The organism is Streptomyces sp. NPDC059897, assembly GCF_042730865.1.
Taxonomy (GTDB): domain Bacteria; phylum Actinomycetota; class Actinomycetes; order Streptomycetales; family Streptomycetaceae; genus Streptomyces.
This window is the reverse complement of sequence record NZ_JBHWKQ010000029.1, coordinates 1-16,789: the sequence shown is the minus strand read 5'-3', so window position 1 is coordinate 16,789 and position 16,789 is coordinate 1. Positions and strand designations below refer to the sequence as shown.

Annotated in this window: 19 protein-coding genes; 9 read left to right on the top strand and 10 right to left on the bottom strand. The window is 72.7% G+C overall.

Annotated elements, in window-relative coordinates:
• Window positions 1-7: 7 nt before the first annotated feature.
• Complete coding sequence (locus ACFV9W_RS27350; RefSeq protein ID WP_385765562.1) at window positions 8-412, bottom strand: (2Fe-2S) ferredoxin domain-containing protein; 405 nt, start codon at window positions 410-412, stop codon at window positions 8-10.
• 61 nt (window positions 413-473) lie between these two features.
• A complete protein-coding gene (locus ACFV9W_RS27345) occupies window positions 474-1,148 on the bottom strand; it encodes a GntR family transcriptional regulator (RefSeq protein ID WP_385765559.1) in 675 nt (224 codons plus the stop codon).
• Window positions 1,149-1,358: 210 nt separating this feature from the next.
• On the opposite strand from ACFV9W_RS27345, the gene ACFV9W_RS27340 reads away from it, so the two are divergent.
• The gene (locus ACFV9W_RS27340; protein WP_385765557.1) at window positions 1,359-2,816 is read left to right on the top strand and encodes an NCS1 family nucleobase:cation symporter-1; all 1,458 of its coding nucleotides are present in this window, start codon (window positions 1,359-1,361) and stop codon (window positions 2,814-2,816) included.
• A gap of 32 nt (window positions 2,817-2,848) precedes the next feature.
• Window positions 2,849-3,622, top strand: coding sequence for a nucleotidyltransferase domain-containing protein (locus tag ACFV9W_RS27335; RefSeq protein ID WP_385765554.1), 774 nt, complete (start codon window positions 2,849-2,851; stop codon window positions 3,620-3,622).
• Here ACFV9W_RS27335 and ACFV9W_RS27330 read toward each other — a convergent pair.
• Window positions 3,616-4,155, bottom strand: a complete 540-nt coding sequence (locus ACFV9W_RS27330) for a 2'-5' RNA ligase family protein (protein ID WP_385765551.1) — start codon at window positions 4,153-4,155, stop codon at window positions 3,616-3,618. The two genes, ACFV9W_RS27335 and ACFV9W_RS27330, sit on opposite strands and share 7 nt — an antisense overlap.
• Window positions 4,156-4,292: 137 nt before the next feature.
• Here ACFV9W_RS27330 and ACFV9W_RS27325 point away from each other — a divergent pair, with 137 nt between their 5' ends.
• A complete protein-coding gene (locus ACFV9W_RS27325; protein ID WP_385765548.1) occupies window positions 4,293-6,107 on the top strand; it encodes an FUSC family protein in 1,815 nt (604 codons plus the stop codon).
• Between the two features lie 10 nt (window positions 6,108-6,117).
• Here ACFV9W_RS27325 and ACFV9W_RS27320 read toward each other — a convergent pair whose 3' ends face one another.
• Entirely contained in the window at window positions 6,118-7,080 is a 963-nt protein-coding gene (locus tag ACFV9W_RS27320) for an endonuclease/exonuclease/phosphatase family protein (protein WP_385765545.1), read from the bottom strand.
• Between the two features lie 175 nt (window positions 7,081-7,255).
• Between ACFV9W_RS27320 and ACFV9W_RS27315 the strand changes: the two genes are divergently transcribed.
• Both ACFV9W_RS27315 and ACFV9W_RS27310 read left to right on the top strand, forming a co-directional pair.
• The gene (locus ACFV9W_RS27315) at window positions 7,256-7,948 is read left to right on the top strand and encodes a DUF899 domain-containing protein (RefSeq protein ID WP_385765542.1); all 693 of its coding nucleotides are present in this window, start codon (window positions 7,256-7,258) and stop codon (window positions 7,946-7,948) included.
• Window positions 7,949-8,114: 166 nt separating this feature from the next.
• On the top strand, window positions 8,115-8,297 hold the full coding sequence (locus ACFV9W_RS27310) for a hypothetical protein (protein ID WP_385765539.1): 183 nt from the start codon (window positions 8,115-8,117) through the stop codon (window positions 8,295-8,297).
• A 22-nt stretch (window positions 8,298-8,319) separates the two neighbouring features.
• Here ACFV9W_RS27310 and ACFV9W_RS27305 read toward each other — a convergent pair whose 3' ends face one another.
• Complete coding sequence (locus ACFV9W_RS27305; RefSeq protein WP_385765536.1) at window positions 8,320-8,796, bottom strand: hypothetical protein; 477 nt, start codon at window positions 8,794-8,796, stop codon at window positions 8,320-8,322.
• Window positions 8,797-8,854: 58 nt separating this feature from the next.
• On the bottom strand, window positions 8,855-9,253 hold the full coding sequence (locus ACFV9W_RS27300) for an ATP-binding protein (protein ID WP_385765533.1): 399 nt from the start codon (window positions 9,251-9,253) through the stop codon (window positions 8,855-8,857).
• A gap of 380 nt (window positions 9,254-9,633) precedes the next feature.
• On the opposite strand from ACFV9W_RS27300, the gene ACFV9W_RS27295 reads away from it, so the two are divergent.
• Together ACFV9W_RS27295 and ACFV9W_RS27290 are read left to right on the top strand one after the other, a co-directional pair.
• Window positions 9,634-10,503, top strand: a complete 870-nt coding sequence (locus tag ACFV9W_RS27295) for a helix-turn-helix domain-containing protein (protein ID WP_385765530.1) — start codon at window positions 9,634-9,636, stop codon at window positions 10,501-10,503.
• Window positions 10,504-10,776 (top strand): DUF397 domain-containing protein, encoded by a 273-nt coding sequence (locus ACFV9W_RS27290; protein WP_385765527.1) that lies wholly within the window; start codon window positions 10,504-10,506, stop codon window positions 10,774-10,776.
• Between the two features lie 36 nt (window positions 10,777-10,812).
• On the opposite strand, the gene ACFV9W_RS27285 is transcribed toward ACFV9W_RS27290, so the two are convergent.
• The 3 genes from ACFV9W_RS27285 to ACFV9W_RS27275 form a co-directional block, all read right to left on the bottom strand.
• Window positions 10,813-12,336, bottom strand: a complete 1,524-nt coding sequence (locus ACFV9W_RS27285) for a glutamate synthase subunit beta (RefSeq protein ID WP_385765524.1) — start codon at window positions 12,334-12,336, stop codon at window positions 10,813-10,815.
• A gap of 83 nt (window positions 12,337-12,419) precedes the next feature.
• Window positions 12,420-12,905 (bottom strand): DUF1772 domain-containing protein, encoded by a 486-nt coding sequence (locus tag ACFV9W_RS27280; protein WP_385765521.1) that lies wholly within the window; start codon window positions 12,903-12,905, stop codon window positions 12,420-12,422.
• 62 nt (window positions 12,906-12,967) lie between these two features.
• The gene (locus ACFV9W_RS27275) at window positions 12,968-13,804 is read right to left on the bottom strand and encodes a DUF2293 domain-containing protein (RefSeq protein WP_385765518.1); all 837 of its coding nucleotides are present in this window, start codon (window positions 13,802-13,804) and stop codon (window positions 12,968-12,970) included.
• A gap of 44 nt (window positions 13,805-13,848) precedes the next feature.
• Here ACFV9W_RS27275 and ACFV9W_RS27270 point away from each other — a divergent pair, with 44 nt between their 5' ends.
• Window positions 13,849-14,481 carry a uridine kinase gene (locus ACFV9W_RS27270; protein ID WP_385765515.1) on the top strand — a complete coding sequence of 211 codons (633 nt, stop codon included), beginning with the start codon at window positions 13,849-13,851 and terminating at the stop codon, window positions 14,479-14,481.
• Window positions 14,482-14,493: 12 nt separating this feature from the next.
• Here ACFV9W_RS27270 and ACFV9W_RS27265 read toward each other — a convergent pair whose 3' ends face one another.
• Window positions 14,494-15,621, bottom strand: coding sequence for a magnesium and cobalt transport protein CorA (locus tag ACFV9W_RS27265; RefSeq protein WP_385765513.1), 1,128 nt, complete (start codon window positions 15,619-15,621; stop codon window positions 14,494-14,496).
• Between the two features lie 175 nt (window positions 15,622-15,796).
• Here ACFV9W_RS27265 and ACFV9W_RS27260 point away from each other — a divergent pair, with 175 nt between their 5' ends.
• Window positions 15,797-16,594 (top strand): methyltransferase domain-containing protein, encoded by a 798-nt coding sequence (locus ACFV9W_RS27260; RefSeq protein ID WP_385765510.1) that lies wholly within the window; start codon window positions 15,797-15,799, stop codon window positions 16,592-16,594.
• The last annotated feature ends 195 nt before the right edge of the window (window positions 16,595-16,789 follow it).

The following is a 16,789-nucleotide window of genomic DNA, read 5'->3' as shown; positions in this document are numbered from 1 at the left end:
CTCTCAACTACGTTCGAGCAGGGGAGACCCCATTGCCCTGCGCCTCGATGAACTGCAGCTCAAGGGCGACGGGCGCGGGTGCGAGACCGGGCCCACCCGCTTCGGCCCACGCCAGAACCTCGTCGGTCGCGTCGTCGCCCATCGACCAGCCGATCCACGTGGCCTTTCCGCCGCGGGCACGGCCCTGGGCGGAGGGCTGGAGGACGACCACGTTCGCCTGGTCGCACGGCCCGAGACAGTCGACGACCCGCACGGCGAACCGCCCCTGCGAGGCCCGCGCCGCCGCCTGCCAGCGCTCCAGCTGCCAGTCGTGGTCGTAGCCGGGGTACTTGCGGGCGTCGCCGCAGCAGCAGCCCCGGCACACGACGAGCGTGCAGGGGCGGGTGCGGGCGGCGCCGATGAGGGTGGGCACGAGGGGGTTGCTCCTGGTGTTACGGGGTGGGCTCGTGGTGCTAGGGGGGTGGCCCACGGTGCTACGGGGTGGGCTCGTCGTCGAAGAGGTGGCGCACGGTGAAGTGGTAGTTGGTGCGGACGTGGGTGAGGGCGACCGCCCGCGCCCGGTCCGCGTCGCCGCCTGCCATCGCCCGGTACAACTCCTGGTGCTCGGCGAGCTGTTGGGTCCATTCCTCGGCGCGCCGGGTGAGCCAGCGCAGCCGCCCGCTGACGGGCTGCATCACGGACACGATGAGTTCGTTGCGGGCCATTTCCAACAGCCGGTCGTGGAAACGGGAGTTGACGTCGGTGTTGGTCTCGGCGTCGCCCTCGCGCGTCGCAAGCGTGGCGCGTTCGAGCAGCCCCTCCAGCTCCGCCAGATCGTCCTTGGTGGCCCGCTCGGCCGCGAGCCCGGCCGCGTAGACCTCCAAGGCCTCGCGCAGCTCGTACAGTTCGGTGACGTCGGTGCGGGTCAGGGTGCGCACGACGGCCCTGCGGGGCGTCTCGTACGTCACGAAGCCCTCGGCGAGCAGCGCCCGGATCGCCTCGCGGACGGGCACCCGGGAGACCCCGAACCGCTCGGCGAGCTCCCGCTCGACGAGCCGCTCGCCCGGCCGCCTGCGCCCGCCGATGATGTCCTCGCGCAGGGCCGCGAGCACGCGCTCGCGCACCGCGCCCAGGGGCTCCGGGGGCTCCACCGATCCTGCCGTCGTCATGGGGCCATCTTGGTCGATGTCCCGGAGGGGCAGGGGGAGTGGGGTGGGTTTACGGAGATGTAACCGCACGGACATTGCCCGATGCGGTCGGCGGCGGGACGATCGCGCGGTATTGGTATACCAAACACCCCCCAATGCTCCCCCATGCCCCCAATGCCCCCTCGCCGGAGGACCCGTATGTCCGTGGCCGAGCCAGTGCACCCCAAGCCCATGACCCCCACGCCGCCCGACCCGCGCCTGACCAACGAGGATCTGGCGCCGGCCCGCGAACGCAAATGGAAGGTCTACGACCTCTTCGCGCTGTGGATGTCCGACGTCCACAACCTCGGCAACTACACGTTCGCCGCAGGCCTGTTGGTGCTCGGACTCAACGCCTGGCAGGTCTTCACCTCGCTGCTCATCGGCTTCGTCCTGATCTACATCGGCTGCAACGCGATGGGCCGCATCGGCCAGCGCCACGGCGTCCCGTTCCCGGTCGTCAGCCGGATCAGCTTCGGCGTCTGGGGAGCGAACATCCCCGCGCTCGTCCGGGCCGTGATCGCCATCATGTGGTACGGAATCCAGACGTACTTGGCGTCGGTGGCGGTCAATGTGATGGTGCTGGCGGCGTTCCCGGAGACCAAGTCGTGGACGGAGCACTCCTTCCTCGGCCTGCACGCGCTCGGCTGGGCGTCCTTCCTCCTCCTGTGGCTGGTCCAGTCCCTGATCATCACGCGCGGCATGGAATCGGTCCGCAAGTTCCAGGACTTCTGCGGCCCCGCGATCTGGGTGGTGATGCTCGCCCTCGCGATCTGGATCTGGGCGAAGGCCGGCTGGACGATCTCCCTGACGTCGACACCGCACCCGGTGTCCACGGGCGAACAGTTCCGCCAGTGGTTCGGCGCGATCGGCCTGATCCTGGCCACCTACGGCACCCTGATGCTGAACTTCTGCGACTTCTCCCGCTTCGCGCCGGACTACCGCACGGTGCGCCGCGGCAACTTCTGGGGCCTGCCCATCAACTCGACCGCCTTCGTGGTGCTGTCCGTCGTGGTCACGGCGGGCAGCGTCGAGGTCTTCGGCGAGGCGATCACCGACCCGGCGATGCTGGTGGCGCGGATCGGCAACACGTGGGTCCTGGTGTTCGGCGCCCTGACCTTCGCGATCGCGACGATGGGCGTGAACATCGTCGCCAACTTCGTCTCGCCTGCCTACGACCTGGCGAACGTCTGGCCGCAGAAGATCACGTTCAAGGTGGGCGGGGCGATCTCGACGGTCCTGGCCCTGCTCGTCACGCCGTGGAACCTGTACTCGAACCCGGACGTCGTGAACTACTTCCTGGGCGGCCTCGGCGCGTTCCTCGGCCCCCTCTTCGGCATCCTGATGCTCGACTACTTCTGGGTGAAGCGCGGCCGGGTCGACACGGAGGCCCTCTTCGACGCGCGGCCGGGGTCCCGCTACTACTACCGCCACGGCGTGAACCCGAAGGCCCTGGCGGCGTTCGTCCCGTCGGCGGCACTGGCCGTGGTGCTCGCCCTTGTCCCGTACTTCGACTCGGTGGCGGCGTATTCGTGGTTCATCGGGACGGCGGCGGGGGCGGGGTTGTACGGGGTGGTGTGCAGGCGGGAGCGGGCGGAGTCGGCCGCCCTGCCGCTGGACGGGCCGTTGAACGGGCCCCTGGACGCCTGACGTCACGGCCGAGGTTCGCTTAGCGTGGGCACATGCCCGAGTTCACCGATGACGTCTTCCTCGACCGCCTCGCCGACCGGCTCGACGCCCTGCCCGGCGTGCACGCCGTCACCCTCGGCGGGTCACGCGCCCAAGGCACGCACACCGCCGCCAGCGATTGGGACACCGCCGTGTACTACCGGGGGAGCGAGGGGCTGTTCGAGCCCCGGCACCTGCGGGACGTCGGGTGGCAGGGCGAGGTCTCCGAGATCGGAGGCTGGGGCGGCGGGGTGTTCAACGGTGGGGCCTGGCTCACCGTCGACGGGCGGCGCGTCGATGTGCACTACCGGGATCTCGACGTCGTCGAGCACGAGTTGAGGGAGGCCGAGGCCGGGCGGTTCCGGGTCGAGCCGTTGATGTTCCACCTCGCCGGGATCCCGTCGTATCTCGTCGTCGCCGAGCTCGCCGTCAACCGCGTGCTGCGCGGCGGTACGCCCCGGCCCGACGGGTACCCGGCCGCCCTGCGCAAGGCCGCCCCCGACGTGTGGTGGGGGCGCGCCTCGATCACCCTCGAATACGCGAAGGGGAACAACGCGCCCCTCGGCGGGCGCACCGAGGTCGTCGGGGCGGTCGCCGGCGCGGCCATGCAGGCCGCCCATGCCGTGCTCGCCGCGCGCGGGGAGTGGGTGACCAACGAGAAGCGGCTGCTGGAGCGGGCCGGGCTGCGGGGGATCGACCGGGTCGTGGCCGATCCTTCGATTCCACTCGCTGAACTCGTCGACCGCGCGCGGGAGTTGCTGGCGCGGGCCGTCGCCGGCGCTCAGTAGCCGGCGGCGCCCAGCTGGTACGTGCGGAGGTCGCGCCAACCCGTCCCCGCGCCCTCCGTCGCGATCAGCTTCACCGACTCCACGCGCGCGTGCAGCGGCAGCGCCCCCGTGAACTCCGTCTCCGGGATGTCGTCCGTGCCCGCGCCGCTCGCCAGCGTGAGGTGCGGGTCCAGGCCCTCGTCGCCGAAGATCCCGCGGTACGGGACCGCCTCCGGCCAGCGTTCCCGTAGCGACTTCGTCAGGGTGCGGAGTGCGTCGTCCGGGGTCGGCGCGAGGTAGAGGACGCCCGGCCAGCGGCGCACTTCGGAGAAGGTGAGCGGGAGCGGGGGCGTCGCCGCGAACAGGGCGCGCAGGTCGTCGTCCGCCTCCGGCGTGATCCGGGCCAGCGGGAGGAACGGGTAGAGGAGCGTGATGTGGGCCCTCGACGGCGTGCGGACCAGCGGGTCCGCCTCCGGGACGTGGATCGTCAGGGCCGTGTCGCCGGGGAGATCCGGCCAGCCGCCGTGGTCCTGAGCAGTACGTCGTGTGGGCACGGTCAAGTGTCACATTCCGGAAACCTCGCTGTTTCCTCCCCTCCAACAACTCCGCTTACTCTTGACAGACCAGTTCAGGCTGGCCGACGGCGTCCGGCACCCCTCCGTGTTCGTACGACAGGAGTCTGCCCACCGTCATGCGCCGCCCCCATTCGCTTCCGCCCTGGCTGAGCCACGCACTGCGCGCCCAGCGCGCGCCCGTGCCGTGGCCCGCCGTCGTGCGCGGGGCCCTGGCAGGCGGGCCGCTGCTGCTCGTCGCCGTCGCCGCCGGGCGGCCCTCCAGCGGTGTGCTGCTCGCGCTCGGGACGCTGCTCGCCGGGGTCAACGACCGGCCGGGGCCGCGGCTCGCCGCCGTGTCGCGGCTCGGCGGGCCCGCGCTCGCCGGTGCCCTGGGGATGACGGTCGGCAGTTTCGTCGGCGGTGCGCTGCCGACCGGGGCGCTCATCGCCGGGATCTTCGCCGTGCTCGGGCTCGTGGGCGGTGCCTTCAGTGCCATCGGGCCCGTCGCGTCCTCGGCCGGGACCCAGTTCCTCGTGACCGTCGCGATAGGCGCGGGGATGCCGCTGCCGGAGCCCGGCTGGCAGCGGGCGCTGCTGTTCGCCGGGGGCGCCGCGTGGCTGATCCTGCTGCGGCTCGTGCTGCCCTCTCCCGTCCGCGCGAACGTACGCACGAAGGGCCTCGGGTATCTCTACGACGGTGAGCGTGCCGCCGTCGCCTCCGTGTACGAAGCCGTGGCCCGGCTGCTCGACGCCGTCGGCGGCCCCGAGGCCCAGGCGCGCCGCGTCGCCCTGACCGCCGCCCTCGACCAGGCGCAGGACGCCCTGCGGCCCGGCCGCTCGGCGGCCACCCGGCGCCTGCGCCGCCAGTACTCCGCCGCCCTCCCGCTCGCCGAGGCCGCCACCGCGCTCGCCTGGGCCGGGCAGCCGGTGCCCGCGCGGGCCGCGCAGGGGCCGCGCCGCCTCGCCGCCGCCGTGCGGTCCGGGGAGGCACCGGGCGCACTGCCCGCCCCCGCCCGCGCCGACGCGGGACTGCGGGCGCTCGACGAGTCGCTGCTGCGGGCCGCCGAAGCGTTCGACGGGGCCGCCGGCCACCTGCCGTCGGCACGCCGCCGCGCGTCCGCGAGCACGCTGCTGCGCAGGGTCGCCGGGCCCGCGGGGCGCGAGTACGGGGTTCGGGTCGGGCTCTCCTTCGGGGCCAGCGCCGCCGTCGCCCAAGCCCTGCACCCGCTGCACTGGTACTGGCTGCCCGCCACCGCCGTCTTCCTCGTGAAGCCGGACCTCGGGCCGCTCGCCTCGCGCGCGCTGTGCCGGGCCGCGGGGACCGTCGCGGGGGCCGTGCTGTTCGCGGGGCTCGCCGCCGTGCTGCCCCAGCCGTTCGGGCTCGTCGCGCTGGTCGCCGCCTGCGGGGCGCTGATCCCCGTCGCCACCCGGCACTTCGCCGCGCAGACCGCCGTCGTCACCGTCCTCGTACTGTCCCTGGTGATGGTCGGCGGCGAGCCGCAGGCCTCCTGGGGCCGGATCACCGAGACGCTGCTCGCCTGCGCGATCGTGCTGGTCGCCGGGCATCTGCCGCTGCCGGGCCGGCACCGCGGCGGCGGGGTGCGGGTGCGGCTCGCCGTCGCGCACGACGCCGCTCACGCCTACGTACGGCATGTGCTGAGCGAGTCCGCGCAGGGAGCGCAGGGCGCCGAAGGGATCGACCGGCACGGGCGGTGGGCGCTGCGGCGCGAGGCGTACCGGACGCTCGCGCAGGCGCGGGCCGCCGTCGACCTGGCCGCCGCCGAACTGCCGGTGCTCGCACGGCACTCGGACGGCTCGCGGCAGGTCACCGTCGTACTGGAACGGCTCGTCGACGCGACGACCGCGTGCGCGGTGCAGGTCGACGACACCGGGCGGGTGCCCGAGCAGCACGCGCGCAGGATCGACGTGCTGCTCGCGGAACTCGCCGCCTGACACGCGCGGTTCAGGGCCGCAGGTCGATCCAGACGGGCGCGTGGTCGGAGCCCGGCGCGTCCCGCCGGTCCTGCGGGTCCGCGCCCACCGACGGCAGCGGTTCGAGGGCGGTGTCCTCGCCGCGCGGCACGCCCGTTCCGGCGCGCACGACGTGGCCGAGCAGCTCGTGCGAGACGAAGACGTGGTCGATCAGCTCGCGGTGACCCGCGTGCACCCGCGAGTAGCGCTGCTCCTCGGGAATCAGCGGCGCCACGTTCCACAGGCGCTTCGCGTCGCCCTTGTCGGCGTGGTCGAAGCCGGGCGTGCCGATCTCGGAGCCGGGCGGGCCCTGCAGGATCTGCGTGGTCGCCGCCGCCACCTCGTCGTTGAGGTCGCCGAGGACGGCGACGCGTTCACGACGGCCGTCCTCCCCGATGAGGGTGTCCGCGAGGGCGCGCACGGTCGCCGCCTCCGCCGCGCGCCGTTGCAGCGCGTAGGCCGCGTAGCGTGCCCGCTCGCCCTCGTCGCGCGGCACGAACCTGCCGCCCGGGTAGCCGAGCAGCTTCGACTTGAGGTGGCAGACGGCGGCCGTGAGCCAGGTCGCCCGCGTCGAGAAGTGCACGGCGAGCACGCCGCGGCCCGTCCGGTCCGCGGTCCTGCCGCTGTCGTCGACCTGCACCGGGCGCACCGCCTCGGGGAACGCGGCCGTGTCCGAGACCACGTTCACGATGACGTCGCTGAGGAAGCCGACCCGGATCCCGCGCTCGTCCGGGTACTCCGACAACGTCACCCGGTACCGCTCGTCGAGCAGCTGCACCAGATCGTCGAGCGCCGCCGGGTCGCCGACCTCCTGCACGCCGAGAAGGGTGGGCCGCAGCCGGTTCACGGTGTCGGCGAGAGAGGCGAGTTTCGCCTCGTACGTGGCCTTGTCGCGGGGGCCGTAGGGGCCACCGGGACGGTAGAGGTTCTCCAGGTTCCAGGTTCCGACGAGCATGGCGTGCTCCGTCCTCCGGCCGGCCCGGACGGGCCGGGGCGGCCAGCGTCCCAGCGGCCGCGCGGGGACGACAGGACTCCTCCCGTACTTCCTTCGGAAAAACTTCCGCCGCAGCGATGAGTTCCGCACCGCCCCCCGGTCACCCCTGACGAGAGACACGACCGGAGGAGGAACCATGGGGCTGCCGAAGGTGGTCACGCGCGAGGAGTGGCGCGCCGCGCGCGAGGAACTGCTCGCCCTGGAGAAGGCGGCGACCCGGGCACGGGACGCGCTGAACACACGGCGGCGCGAGCTGCCCATGGTCGAGATCGACAAGTCGTACGTGTTCGAGGGCCCGGACGGGAAGTCGGAGCTGCTCGACCTGTTCGAGGGGCGCTCCCAACTCGTCGTCTACCACTTCATGTTCGCCCCCGACTGGGACGCGGGCTGCCGCAGCTGCTCCGGATTCCTCGACCAGATCGGGCACTTGGCACATCTGCGGGCCAGGGGCACGGAGTTCGCGGCGGTGTCCCGCGCGCCGTTCACCAGGATCCTGCCGTTCAAGGCCCGGATGGGCTGGACGGTGCCCTGGTACTCCTCCCATCTCAGCGATTTCAACCAGGACTTCGGGGCCACGGTGGCGGGCGAGGACGGCGTCCCGCAGGAGCAGCCCGCGATCAGCTGCTTCCTGCGCGAGGGGGAGCGGGTCTTCCACACGTACTCGACGTTCGCCCGCGGCATGGACCACATCGGGTTCACCACGAACCTCCTGGACCTCACCGCCCTCGGCCGCCAGGAGGAGTGGGAGCAGCCGGCGGGGCGCGCGTCCGCCCTCGGGGCTCCCGCGGGCAGCGCGCGGGTGCGCTATCACGACGAGTACCTCGACTGAGATCCGCCGCCGGAACCCCGGCGCGTACGACCTGACCGCGTCTCAACTCGGTGTCATTCTCGTCACGTTGCGAGCCGTGAGCGCCCCTGTCAACGTTCTCCCTCATGAAGCGCCCGGACGCGCCGGGCGCCGCACATCGGCACGATCACGGGGGCAGGGACAAGTGATGATCAACGGACGAGTGGTGTTGCAACGCTTCCCGGCGGGCGGACCCCGCGGCTCCTGGCCCGCGGAGGAGTACGCGAGCCGGCGCCGTCAGGAGGGCCAGCAGGCCGAGGTGGTCATGGACCTGGCGACGGACGCGTTCCTGGTGATCGTGCGGGAACCGGTCGCCGATCCGGTGGGCTGACGCCCGTCCCGGCGCCGGGAATTCAAGAAGCGCCGACCGAGCGCGACCACACCGGTGTGGTCCCCGTGACCCGGCACAGCGCGAGGTACAGCGGAATCGGCGGCGTGTACGGCACCGAACCCTCCGGGCAGTGCACCAGGGACGGGGCCCGCGGGGCGTCGCGCACCAGGGCGCCCGCCGTGTAGGCCGCGGGCGCCGGCCACTCCAGGGACACATCGGAGTCCGAGGGCACGAGCCACCACCAGTGCGCCCCGTCCGCGTACACACAGCCCATGCGCGGCAGCCGCTTCGCCATCGCCCGGCCGAACTCCTCGGGCACCGCGACGGCGTCGCAGCCGAGCGGCGCGGTCATGCCCGCGGGCACGCTGAGCCGCACGGGCCGGGCGCGGCCGGGACGCGGCGCGTCCGCGTGCTCCGGGGACCGGGGGCGACGCCTCCGGGCCAGTCCGGCCAGCGAGTTCAAGTGCATCGTCCGCTTGCCCGTTGTCACCACGCCCATCCGATCCCGTTTCGCACGTTCGTCGTTCCTCCGCCCGCCGTCCGGCAGGGGCGGACGTTCACCAGGCCCATCCGGCGCCGTCCGACGCGCCGGGCACCGGGCCCGGCGGCTGCGGCTCCCGGTCGTCGTGGGGCAGTTCGGCCCAGACCAGGAGGCCGGGCCCGGTCTCCTGGGCGCCCCACGCCGTCGCGACCGCGGCCACGAGGAGGAGGCCCCTGCCGTGCTCCTCCTCGGGCGCGACACGGCCCGCGCGCGTGTCACCGGGGATGCAGCCCTCGTCCCTGACCGCTATCCGCAGGCGGTCGCCCGAGGCGTCGCGCAGTTCGCGCAACTCACATTGGATGCGGCGGCTCGCGGTGTGCACGATCGCGTTCGTGACCAGTTCGGACACGACGAGGGCCGCCGCGTCGCAGGTGTCCTCGCACGCGCCCCACGCACTGAGGTGGGTGCGCGTCACGCGCCGGGCCTGAGCGGCGGAGCCCGGATGGGGAGCCAGTTCGAAACTGCTGCGACGGGCAGCCGACGGGTGGGCCCCTGCCGGGGTACCCGAACGGTCACCGAGCGTAGTTTCGCCGGCTTCTGTTCCTAAAGGCGCAGACGGAGTCACGCTTGCCACTATCTCCCCGCCATGAACACTTGGCAAGGGCCACTCTGAAAAGTGCAGAGTGGCGTATGCCGTGTGGAGCGGGCATGGCAGACTGCTCGCAACAGCGCGCCACGCGGCCCCAATCGGGGGCGAACCGCAGGGAAACGGCCGGTGAGGGACGTCTTTCGGGCCTTTCCCCGCAGTGCGAAGTGGCGGGTTTCAGACATCGGGACTACTGGGAGGTAGGGGGCGTGAGCGAACCCCGGTCCGCGCCGACGGTCGGCCAGGTCGTTCTCGGTCGCCGCCTGCAGGACCTTCGCGAGGGCGCCGGGCTCAAGCGCGAGGAGGCCGCGAAAGTACTCCGCGTGACCGCCGCGACGATCCGCCGCATGGAGACCGCCGAGGTCTCGCTGCGGATCCCGTACGTCCAACTGCTCCTGAAGGCCTACGGCGTCGCCGACGACGAGGCCGCATCCTTCGTGCAGCTCGCGGAGGAGGCCAACAAGCCGGGCTGGTGGCAGCGGTACCACGACATCCTGCCCAACTGGTTCTCCATGTACGTGAGCCTGGAGGGCGCGGCCCGGCTCATCCGGTCCTACGACCCGCACTTCGTGCCCGGCCTGCTGCAGACCGAGGACTACGCGCGCGGGGTGCTGGAGTCCGGAGCCATAGGGCGGGCCCTCGCCGAGGACCCCGACGTGGTCGAGCGGCACGTGGCGCTGCGCCTGCGGCGCCAGGCCCTGCTCACCCGCGAGGACGCCCCCCGTCTGTGGGTCGTGATGGACGAGACCGCCCTGCGCCGCCCGGTCGGCGACGCGGACGTGATGCGCGCCCAGATCGACCGGCTGCTCGAGGCGATGGAGCTGCCGAACGTGACGCTTCAGGTCGCGGAGTTCGCCGCGGGCCCGCACCCGGGCACGTACGGCCCCTTCGTCCTGTTCCGATTTGCCATGTCAGAACTGCCGGACATGGTCTACAGCGAGTACCTGACAGGCGCGGTCTACCTCGACGCGCGCCCCGAGGTGGCCACCCACCTCGAAGTCATGGACCGCATGGCGGCGCATGCCGCGACGGCGCAACGCACAAAGGAGATTCTCCGTGATCTCCGCAAGGAGCTGTGAATGGACTCGATCAAGGACCGAATACGAGGCGTCGACGGCGAGCCGATCTACAACGGCATGCCCGCGCGCGAACTCGGCAGCGAGGGCTGGCACAAGCCCTGGAGCGGTGGCAACGGCGGCAACTGCCTCGAAGCCATGAAGCTGGCCGACGGGCGCGTCGCCGTACGTCAGTCGTCGGACCCCGACGGGCCCGCGCTGATCTACACCATCGGTGAGATCACCGCGTTCATCGAAGGGGCGAAGGCGGGAGCCGCGGACTTTCTGCTCTCGTGACGCACCGCGGGCCGGCCGCTTCGGTGGGCGGTCCGCTCAGACGGTCATCGGGCGGTCGTGCGCCCCGATCGGCTCCGGCAGCCGTGTCCGCCCCGTCAGCCAGCGGTCGACCGCGGCGGCCGCCGCCCGGCCCTCGGCGATCGCCCACACCACGAGCGAAGCGCCGCGCCCCGCGTCCCCCGCGACGAACACGCCCGGCACACCCGTCGCGAAGGCGGCGTCCCGAGCGAGCCGGCCCCGCTCGTCCAGGTCGAGCCCCAACTGGTCGATGAGACCACCGGCTCGACGCTCGGGCCCGTGGAAGCCGAGCGCCAGCAGCACCAGATCGGCGGGCAGCGTCCGCCCCGTTCCCGGCAGCGGCTTGCGCGCCGCGTCCACCTCCACGAGATGCAGCTCCCGAACGTGCCCCGCCGCGTCCCCGGTGAAGCGCAGCGTGGAGGCGGCGAAGAGCCGGGCGTCCGCGTCGGCCGCCGGAGCCGTGCGCAGCTCACCTGCCTCCTCGTGCGCGGCGGAGAGCCGGTACAGCTTCGGGTACGTCGGCCAGGGCTCGGCCTCCTCGTCGCGGGCCTCGCCCGGCCGGTCGTAGATGTCCAACTGTGTGACGGACGCCGCCCGTTCGCGCACCGCCGTGCCCAGGAAGTCGGCCCCGGTGTCGCCGCCGCCGACGATGACGACGTGCTTTCCGGTGGCGGTGAGCGGCGAGTCCGGTGGCTCCGGAACCGACTGCTCCTTCGGAGTGTTCTGCGCGTTCTCGTACGTGCGGTTGGCCCACGGCAGGTACTCCATCGCCTGCTCGACGCCGGTCAACTCACGCCCGGGCACGTCCAGTTCGCGCCAGGCCGTGGCGCCGGTCGCGATCACGACGGCGTCGTAGCGGGACCGCAGGTCGGCGGCTGCGAGGTCCCGGCCGATCTCCGTCGACGTACGGAAGCGCACGCCCTCCTTGGTCAACTGGTCCAGCCTTCGGTCCAGTTGGTGCTTCTCCATCTTGAACGCGGGGATCCCGTAGCGCAGCAGCCCGCCCGGCCGGTCGTCCCGCTCGTACACGGCGACCGTGTGCCCGGCCCGGGTCAGCTGCTGCGCGGCCGCGAGCCCGGCGGGGCCCGAGCCGACGACGGCGACGGTCAGTCCGGTGTGCCGCTCGGGCGGCTGCGCGGACACGAAGCCCTCGTGCCAGGCCCGGTCGGCGATGGCGACCTCCACGTTCTTGATGGTCACGGCCGGCTGGTTGATGGCGAGGACGCAGCCCGCCTCGCAGGGGGCCGGGCACAGGCGGCCGGTGAACTCCGGGAAGTTGTTCGTGGCGTGCAGGCGCTCGCTCGCCGCCTGCCAGTCGTCCCGCGAGACGAGCTCGTTCCACTCGGGGATCAGGTTCCCCAGCGGGCACGCCTCGTGACAGAACGGGATTCCGCAGTCCATGCAGCGGTCGGCCTGGGACTCGATGATGGGCAGCAGGCCGCCGGGGACGTACACCTCGTCCCAGTCGCGGACCCGCTCCGCGGCGGGGCGGCGCGGCGCCTCCTGCCGGGGCGTGGTGAGGAAGCCCTTGGGGTCGGCCATGGCCGTCTCCCTACGCCGTGACTCCTGTCGGTGCCGTGGTTCCTTTCGTCACGATACGTCGGGTGGGCGCGGGCCGCCCCGGCTCAGGTCAGGGCGAGCACGAACAGCGCCGAGGCGGCGGCGCCCGTCGCGGCCCGTACGTGGTTCCACCGCACCCATTCGACGAGATACGTCCGCCACTGCGCGGCGCCGCTCTCGGAGTCCTCGGCGCCGGAGAGACCGGCGAGCGCCGCGTTGCGCGGCACGTTCGCGAGGACCGTCACGCCGAAGGTGCCGACCAAGTACAGCGCACAGCCGAGCAGCAGCTCGACGGTGCCCGGATCGGGCCAGAGCACGAACGTCACGACCGCGATCACCGCGCACAGCACCGCCGCGCCGAGGAAGACGACCATGAACGGTGGCGTGAGCGCGGCGACGTTGATGGCGTTCATCGCGGCGATCCCCTGTGCGGCCGGCAGCGCGCCGAGGCCGCGCATCACGAATGTGGAGAACGCGATGAACACCCCTGAACTCACCCCGCACCAGACCGCCCCCAGCACGACCAGCACGAAATACGGACCTTCGATCATGCGCCCCCCTGTCTCAGGGGGATCATGCCGCAGTTTGTCGGTTGTGGACAGTGATTTCACGATTACATTGAGCGAACGGTGCCGGTTGTGGTGTTTCTGTGGAGTCCGATGGGTGCGGTCGACGGGGCGGGTGTGGTGGGCGGGGCGGGGGTCGGCCCCTGCCACTCGTTTAGCACCGCCGTCACGGCCCCGGCCACCCGCGACCGGGCCTCCCTGCGGGGCGCGCCCTCCATCAGCAGCCGGTCGTACGGCGTGTCCACATGGCGCACGGCGGCCCGCACCGCGGCCGCGACCGCGCCCTGTGAGAACGCCCGCCCCGCCGCGCTCCGGCCCACCCGCCCACTCCCGCGCGCCCCGGCATGCGCGGCGATCGCCGTAGCCCGGTCCGCGGGGCAGCCCGGGAACAGCCGCAGGATCCGCGCCGCGAACTCCGCCACGAACTCCGCGTCCAGCGCCGCCCGCCGCGCCGCGTCCCGCGCCCGCCGCCGGGCCCGCGCCTCCGAGTCCGCGAGGCAGCGCGCCTCGGCCCGCGCGAGCGCCGCCTCCTCGACGAGCACGCCCTGCCGCTCGTACCGCCCGCGCTTCCGGTGGAAGCGCACGACGACGGCCGACAGCGTGCTCTCCTCGCGCGCCCTGCGGGTCAGCGCCGTGTCCCCGCGCGGCAGGAACACCAGGTGCCCCAGGTCGGCGCAGTCCAGACAGCGCGGCTGCCCGTCCTCCAGGGTCAGGAACCCGAGCGGCCCCCGCCGGCAGGCGCCGCACCGCCTGCGCTTGACCGGCTGGAGGACGAGGGGGCTGCGCGCGGCGGCCGGTGCCGGGGTGGTGCGCGCGGCCGGCGGCGGGACGGCTTCGGCCTGGGGTGAGGTGGTTCCGGCCTGCGGCGGGACGGCTCTGGTCATACGAGCGTGATGCCCGCCCGCGCGTGCCCTGCATCATGGAGTGCGTGCGACTCGAAGCGATCACCTGGGAACGGCTCGGCGACGCCCTCGCCGAGCGGCTGTTCGACCTGAAGCCGGCCGACGGCGGCCCGTGGGTGAAGGTCGCCCTCGACGGGGCGCCGGCCGCCCGCACCGGCGAGCTCGCCGCGCTCGTCTCCGAGGCCCTGCGCACCCGGGGCCGGTCTTCGCTCACGGTCGGCACCGAGGGCTTTCTGCGCCCGGCCTCGCTCCGGTTCGAGTACGGGCACCGGGACGTCGAGGCGTACTACAGCGGCTGGTTCGACACGGGCGCGCTGTGGCGCGAGGTGTTCGGCCCGCTCGAACCGGACGGCACGGGCCGGGTCCTGCCCGACCTGTGGGACCCGGTCACGGACCGCGCGACCCGCAGCGGGTACGTCCAACTCCCTCCCGGTGGCGTGCTGTTGATGCACGGCCCGCTGCTCCTGCACCACTGGTTCCCCTTCGATCTGGCCGTGCACGTGAGCCTGTCGCGGGGCGCGCTGCGGCGCCGCACCCCCGAGTCCGAGCAGTGGACGCTCCCGGCCTTCGAGCGCTACGACTCCGAGACCGGGCCCGCGCGGAGCGCCGACGTCGTCGTCCGCGCGGACGACCCGCGCCACCCGGCGTGGAGCGGGTGACCGCTCGGTGGGTCACAGCCAGCCGTTGCGCTTGAACCCTCGGTAGACCACGAAACAGATGACCGCTATCACGGACATCATCAGCGGATAGCCGAACCGCCAGTGCAGCTCGGGCATGTGGTCGAAGTTCATGCCGTAGACGCCGCAGCCCATCGTCGGCACGGCGACGATGGCGGCCCACGCCGTGATCTTTCGCATGTCCTCGTTCTGCGCGACCGTCACCTGTGCCAGATGTGCCTGCAGGATCGAGTTGAGCAGTTCGTCGAAGGCCGCTATCTGCTCGGCCGCCCGCAGCAGGTGGTCCGACACGTCGCGGAAGTACGCCTGTATCTCGGGCGGCACGGCGGGGAAGGGGCGCCCCGAAAGCTCCTGTATCGGCCGGGACAGCGGCACCACGGCCCGCTTCAACTCGAGGAGCTCGCGCTTGAGTTGATAGATCCGGCCGGGGTCGGCCTTCGCGCCGTTCGCCGCGAAGACGGCCGCCTCGACCTCGTCGATGTCCGCCTGGACCTCGTCGATCACCGTCAGGTAGTCGTCGACGACGCTGTCCGCGATCGCGTGCAGCACCGCCGCCGGGCCCTTGGCCAACTGCTCCGTGTCCGCCTCGATCCGCTCGCGCACGGGGCCGAGCGAGCCGTGCCGGCCGTGCCGCACCGTGATCACGAAGTCCTGGCCGAGGAACACCATGATCTCGCCGGTGTCCACGACCTCGCTGGTCGCGGTGAGCTCCGCGTGGTCGACGTAGCAGACCGTCTTCAGGACCGCGAAGAGCGTCTGCCCGTACCGCTCCACCTTGGGCCGCTGGTGCGCGTGCACCGCGTCCTCCACGGCCAGGGGGTGCAGGTCGAACAGCTCGGCGATGTCCGCGAACTCCAGCTCCGACGGCTCGTGCAGCCCCAGCCAGACGAACCCGTCCGCGGCCTTGCGCACCGCGCGCACCGACTCGACGAGATCGCTGTCGCCCGCCTCGCGCACGCCGTCCCGGTAGGTCACGCAGTTCACCACCGCGGAGCCCAGCGGGGAGCGCGCCGGGTGGCTCAGGTCGACCTTGGGCGTGCGCCGCGCGAGCCGCGCGACCTTGCGCAGGCTGCCCACCCTGCGCAGACCGCCGACCTTCCGCAGATTGCCCGCCATGGACATGCTCTGGCCCTCCCGCTTTCCGGCCGTTGTGCCGTTCGTTTTCCGTCACGAAGATGACTTGATGGGTCAGTCTGCCAGCGGTCACCGACAGCGTGTCCACCCCTGTGGGAACGGAAGGCTCCGCTCCACTGGCGCAATGTCCGGTATCCAACGATTGGGCTGAGATGATCGGTTCATGATGCGATCAGGCGAGCACGCGTACCTCCTCGACAACCAGCGGCCCGAGGCAGGACGGCGCTTCGACGCCTTCTCGGTCCTCTTCGACCCCACGACGTTCCGGCACATCGAGCGTCTCGGCATCGGCTCCGGCTGGCGCTGCTGGGAGGTCGGGGCCGGCGGCACGTCCGTGGTCTCGTGGCTCGCGCGGAAGGTCGGCCCGACCGGCCGGGTCCTCGCCACCGACATCGACACGTCCTGGCAGGCCGCCACGCCCCGTACGCCCGTCGAGGTGCGGCGCCACGACATCGGCGTCGACGAGCCGCCCGCGGAGAGCTTCGACCTGGTGCACGCGCGCCTCGTCCTGGTCCATGTCCCGGACCGGGAGCGGGCGTTGGCGTCGATGATCCGCGCGCTGCGCCCCGGCGGCCGGCTGCTCATCGAGGACGCCGACCCCGCGCTCCAGCCGCTGCTCTGTCCAGACGAGGCGGGGCCCGCGCAGCAACTGGCCAACCGCCTGCGGCACGGCTTCCGTTCGCTGCTCGCGGAGCGCGGCGCCGATCTGTCGTACGGCCGGAAGCTGCCGGGGCTGCTGCGGGCGGCGGGGCTGCGGCAGGTCGAGGCGGACGCGTACTTCCCGCTGGCGTCACCGGCCTGCACGGCGCTGGAGACGGCGACGGTCGGGCAGATCCGTGCGCAGCTCGTGACGGCGGGCCTGGCGACGGACGACGAGATCGACCAGCACCTGGCGAACGTCGCCGACGGGACCATGGACCTGGCGACGGCGCCGCTGATCTCGGCGTGGGGGCGGAAGTAGGCGCATTGCGGCCGACGTTCCGGCTCGGCCCCGTCGGCCCTGTCAGCCGCGTGCCGTGCCTCGGAAGTGGGGGGCCCGCCCCCGGGGGGGCCCCCACCCCAGCACCCCACGCCGCGGAAACGGGCCCCGGGGGCGCCCCGGCAACACGGCCGCCCAGGGCCAACATAACCCCCCCCCCCGCGATAAACCGCGCCC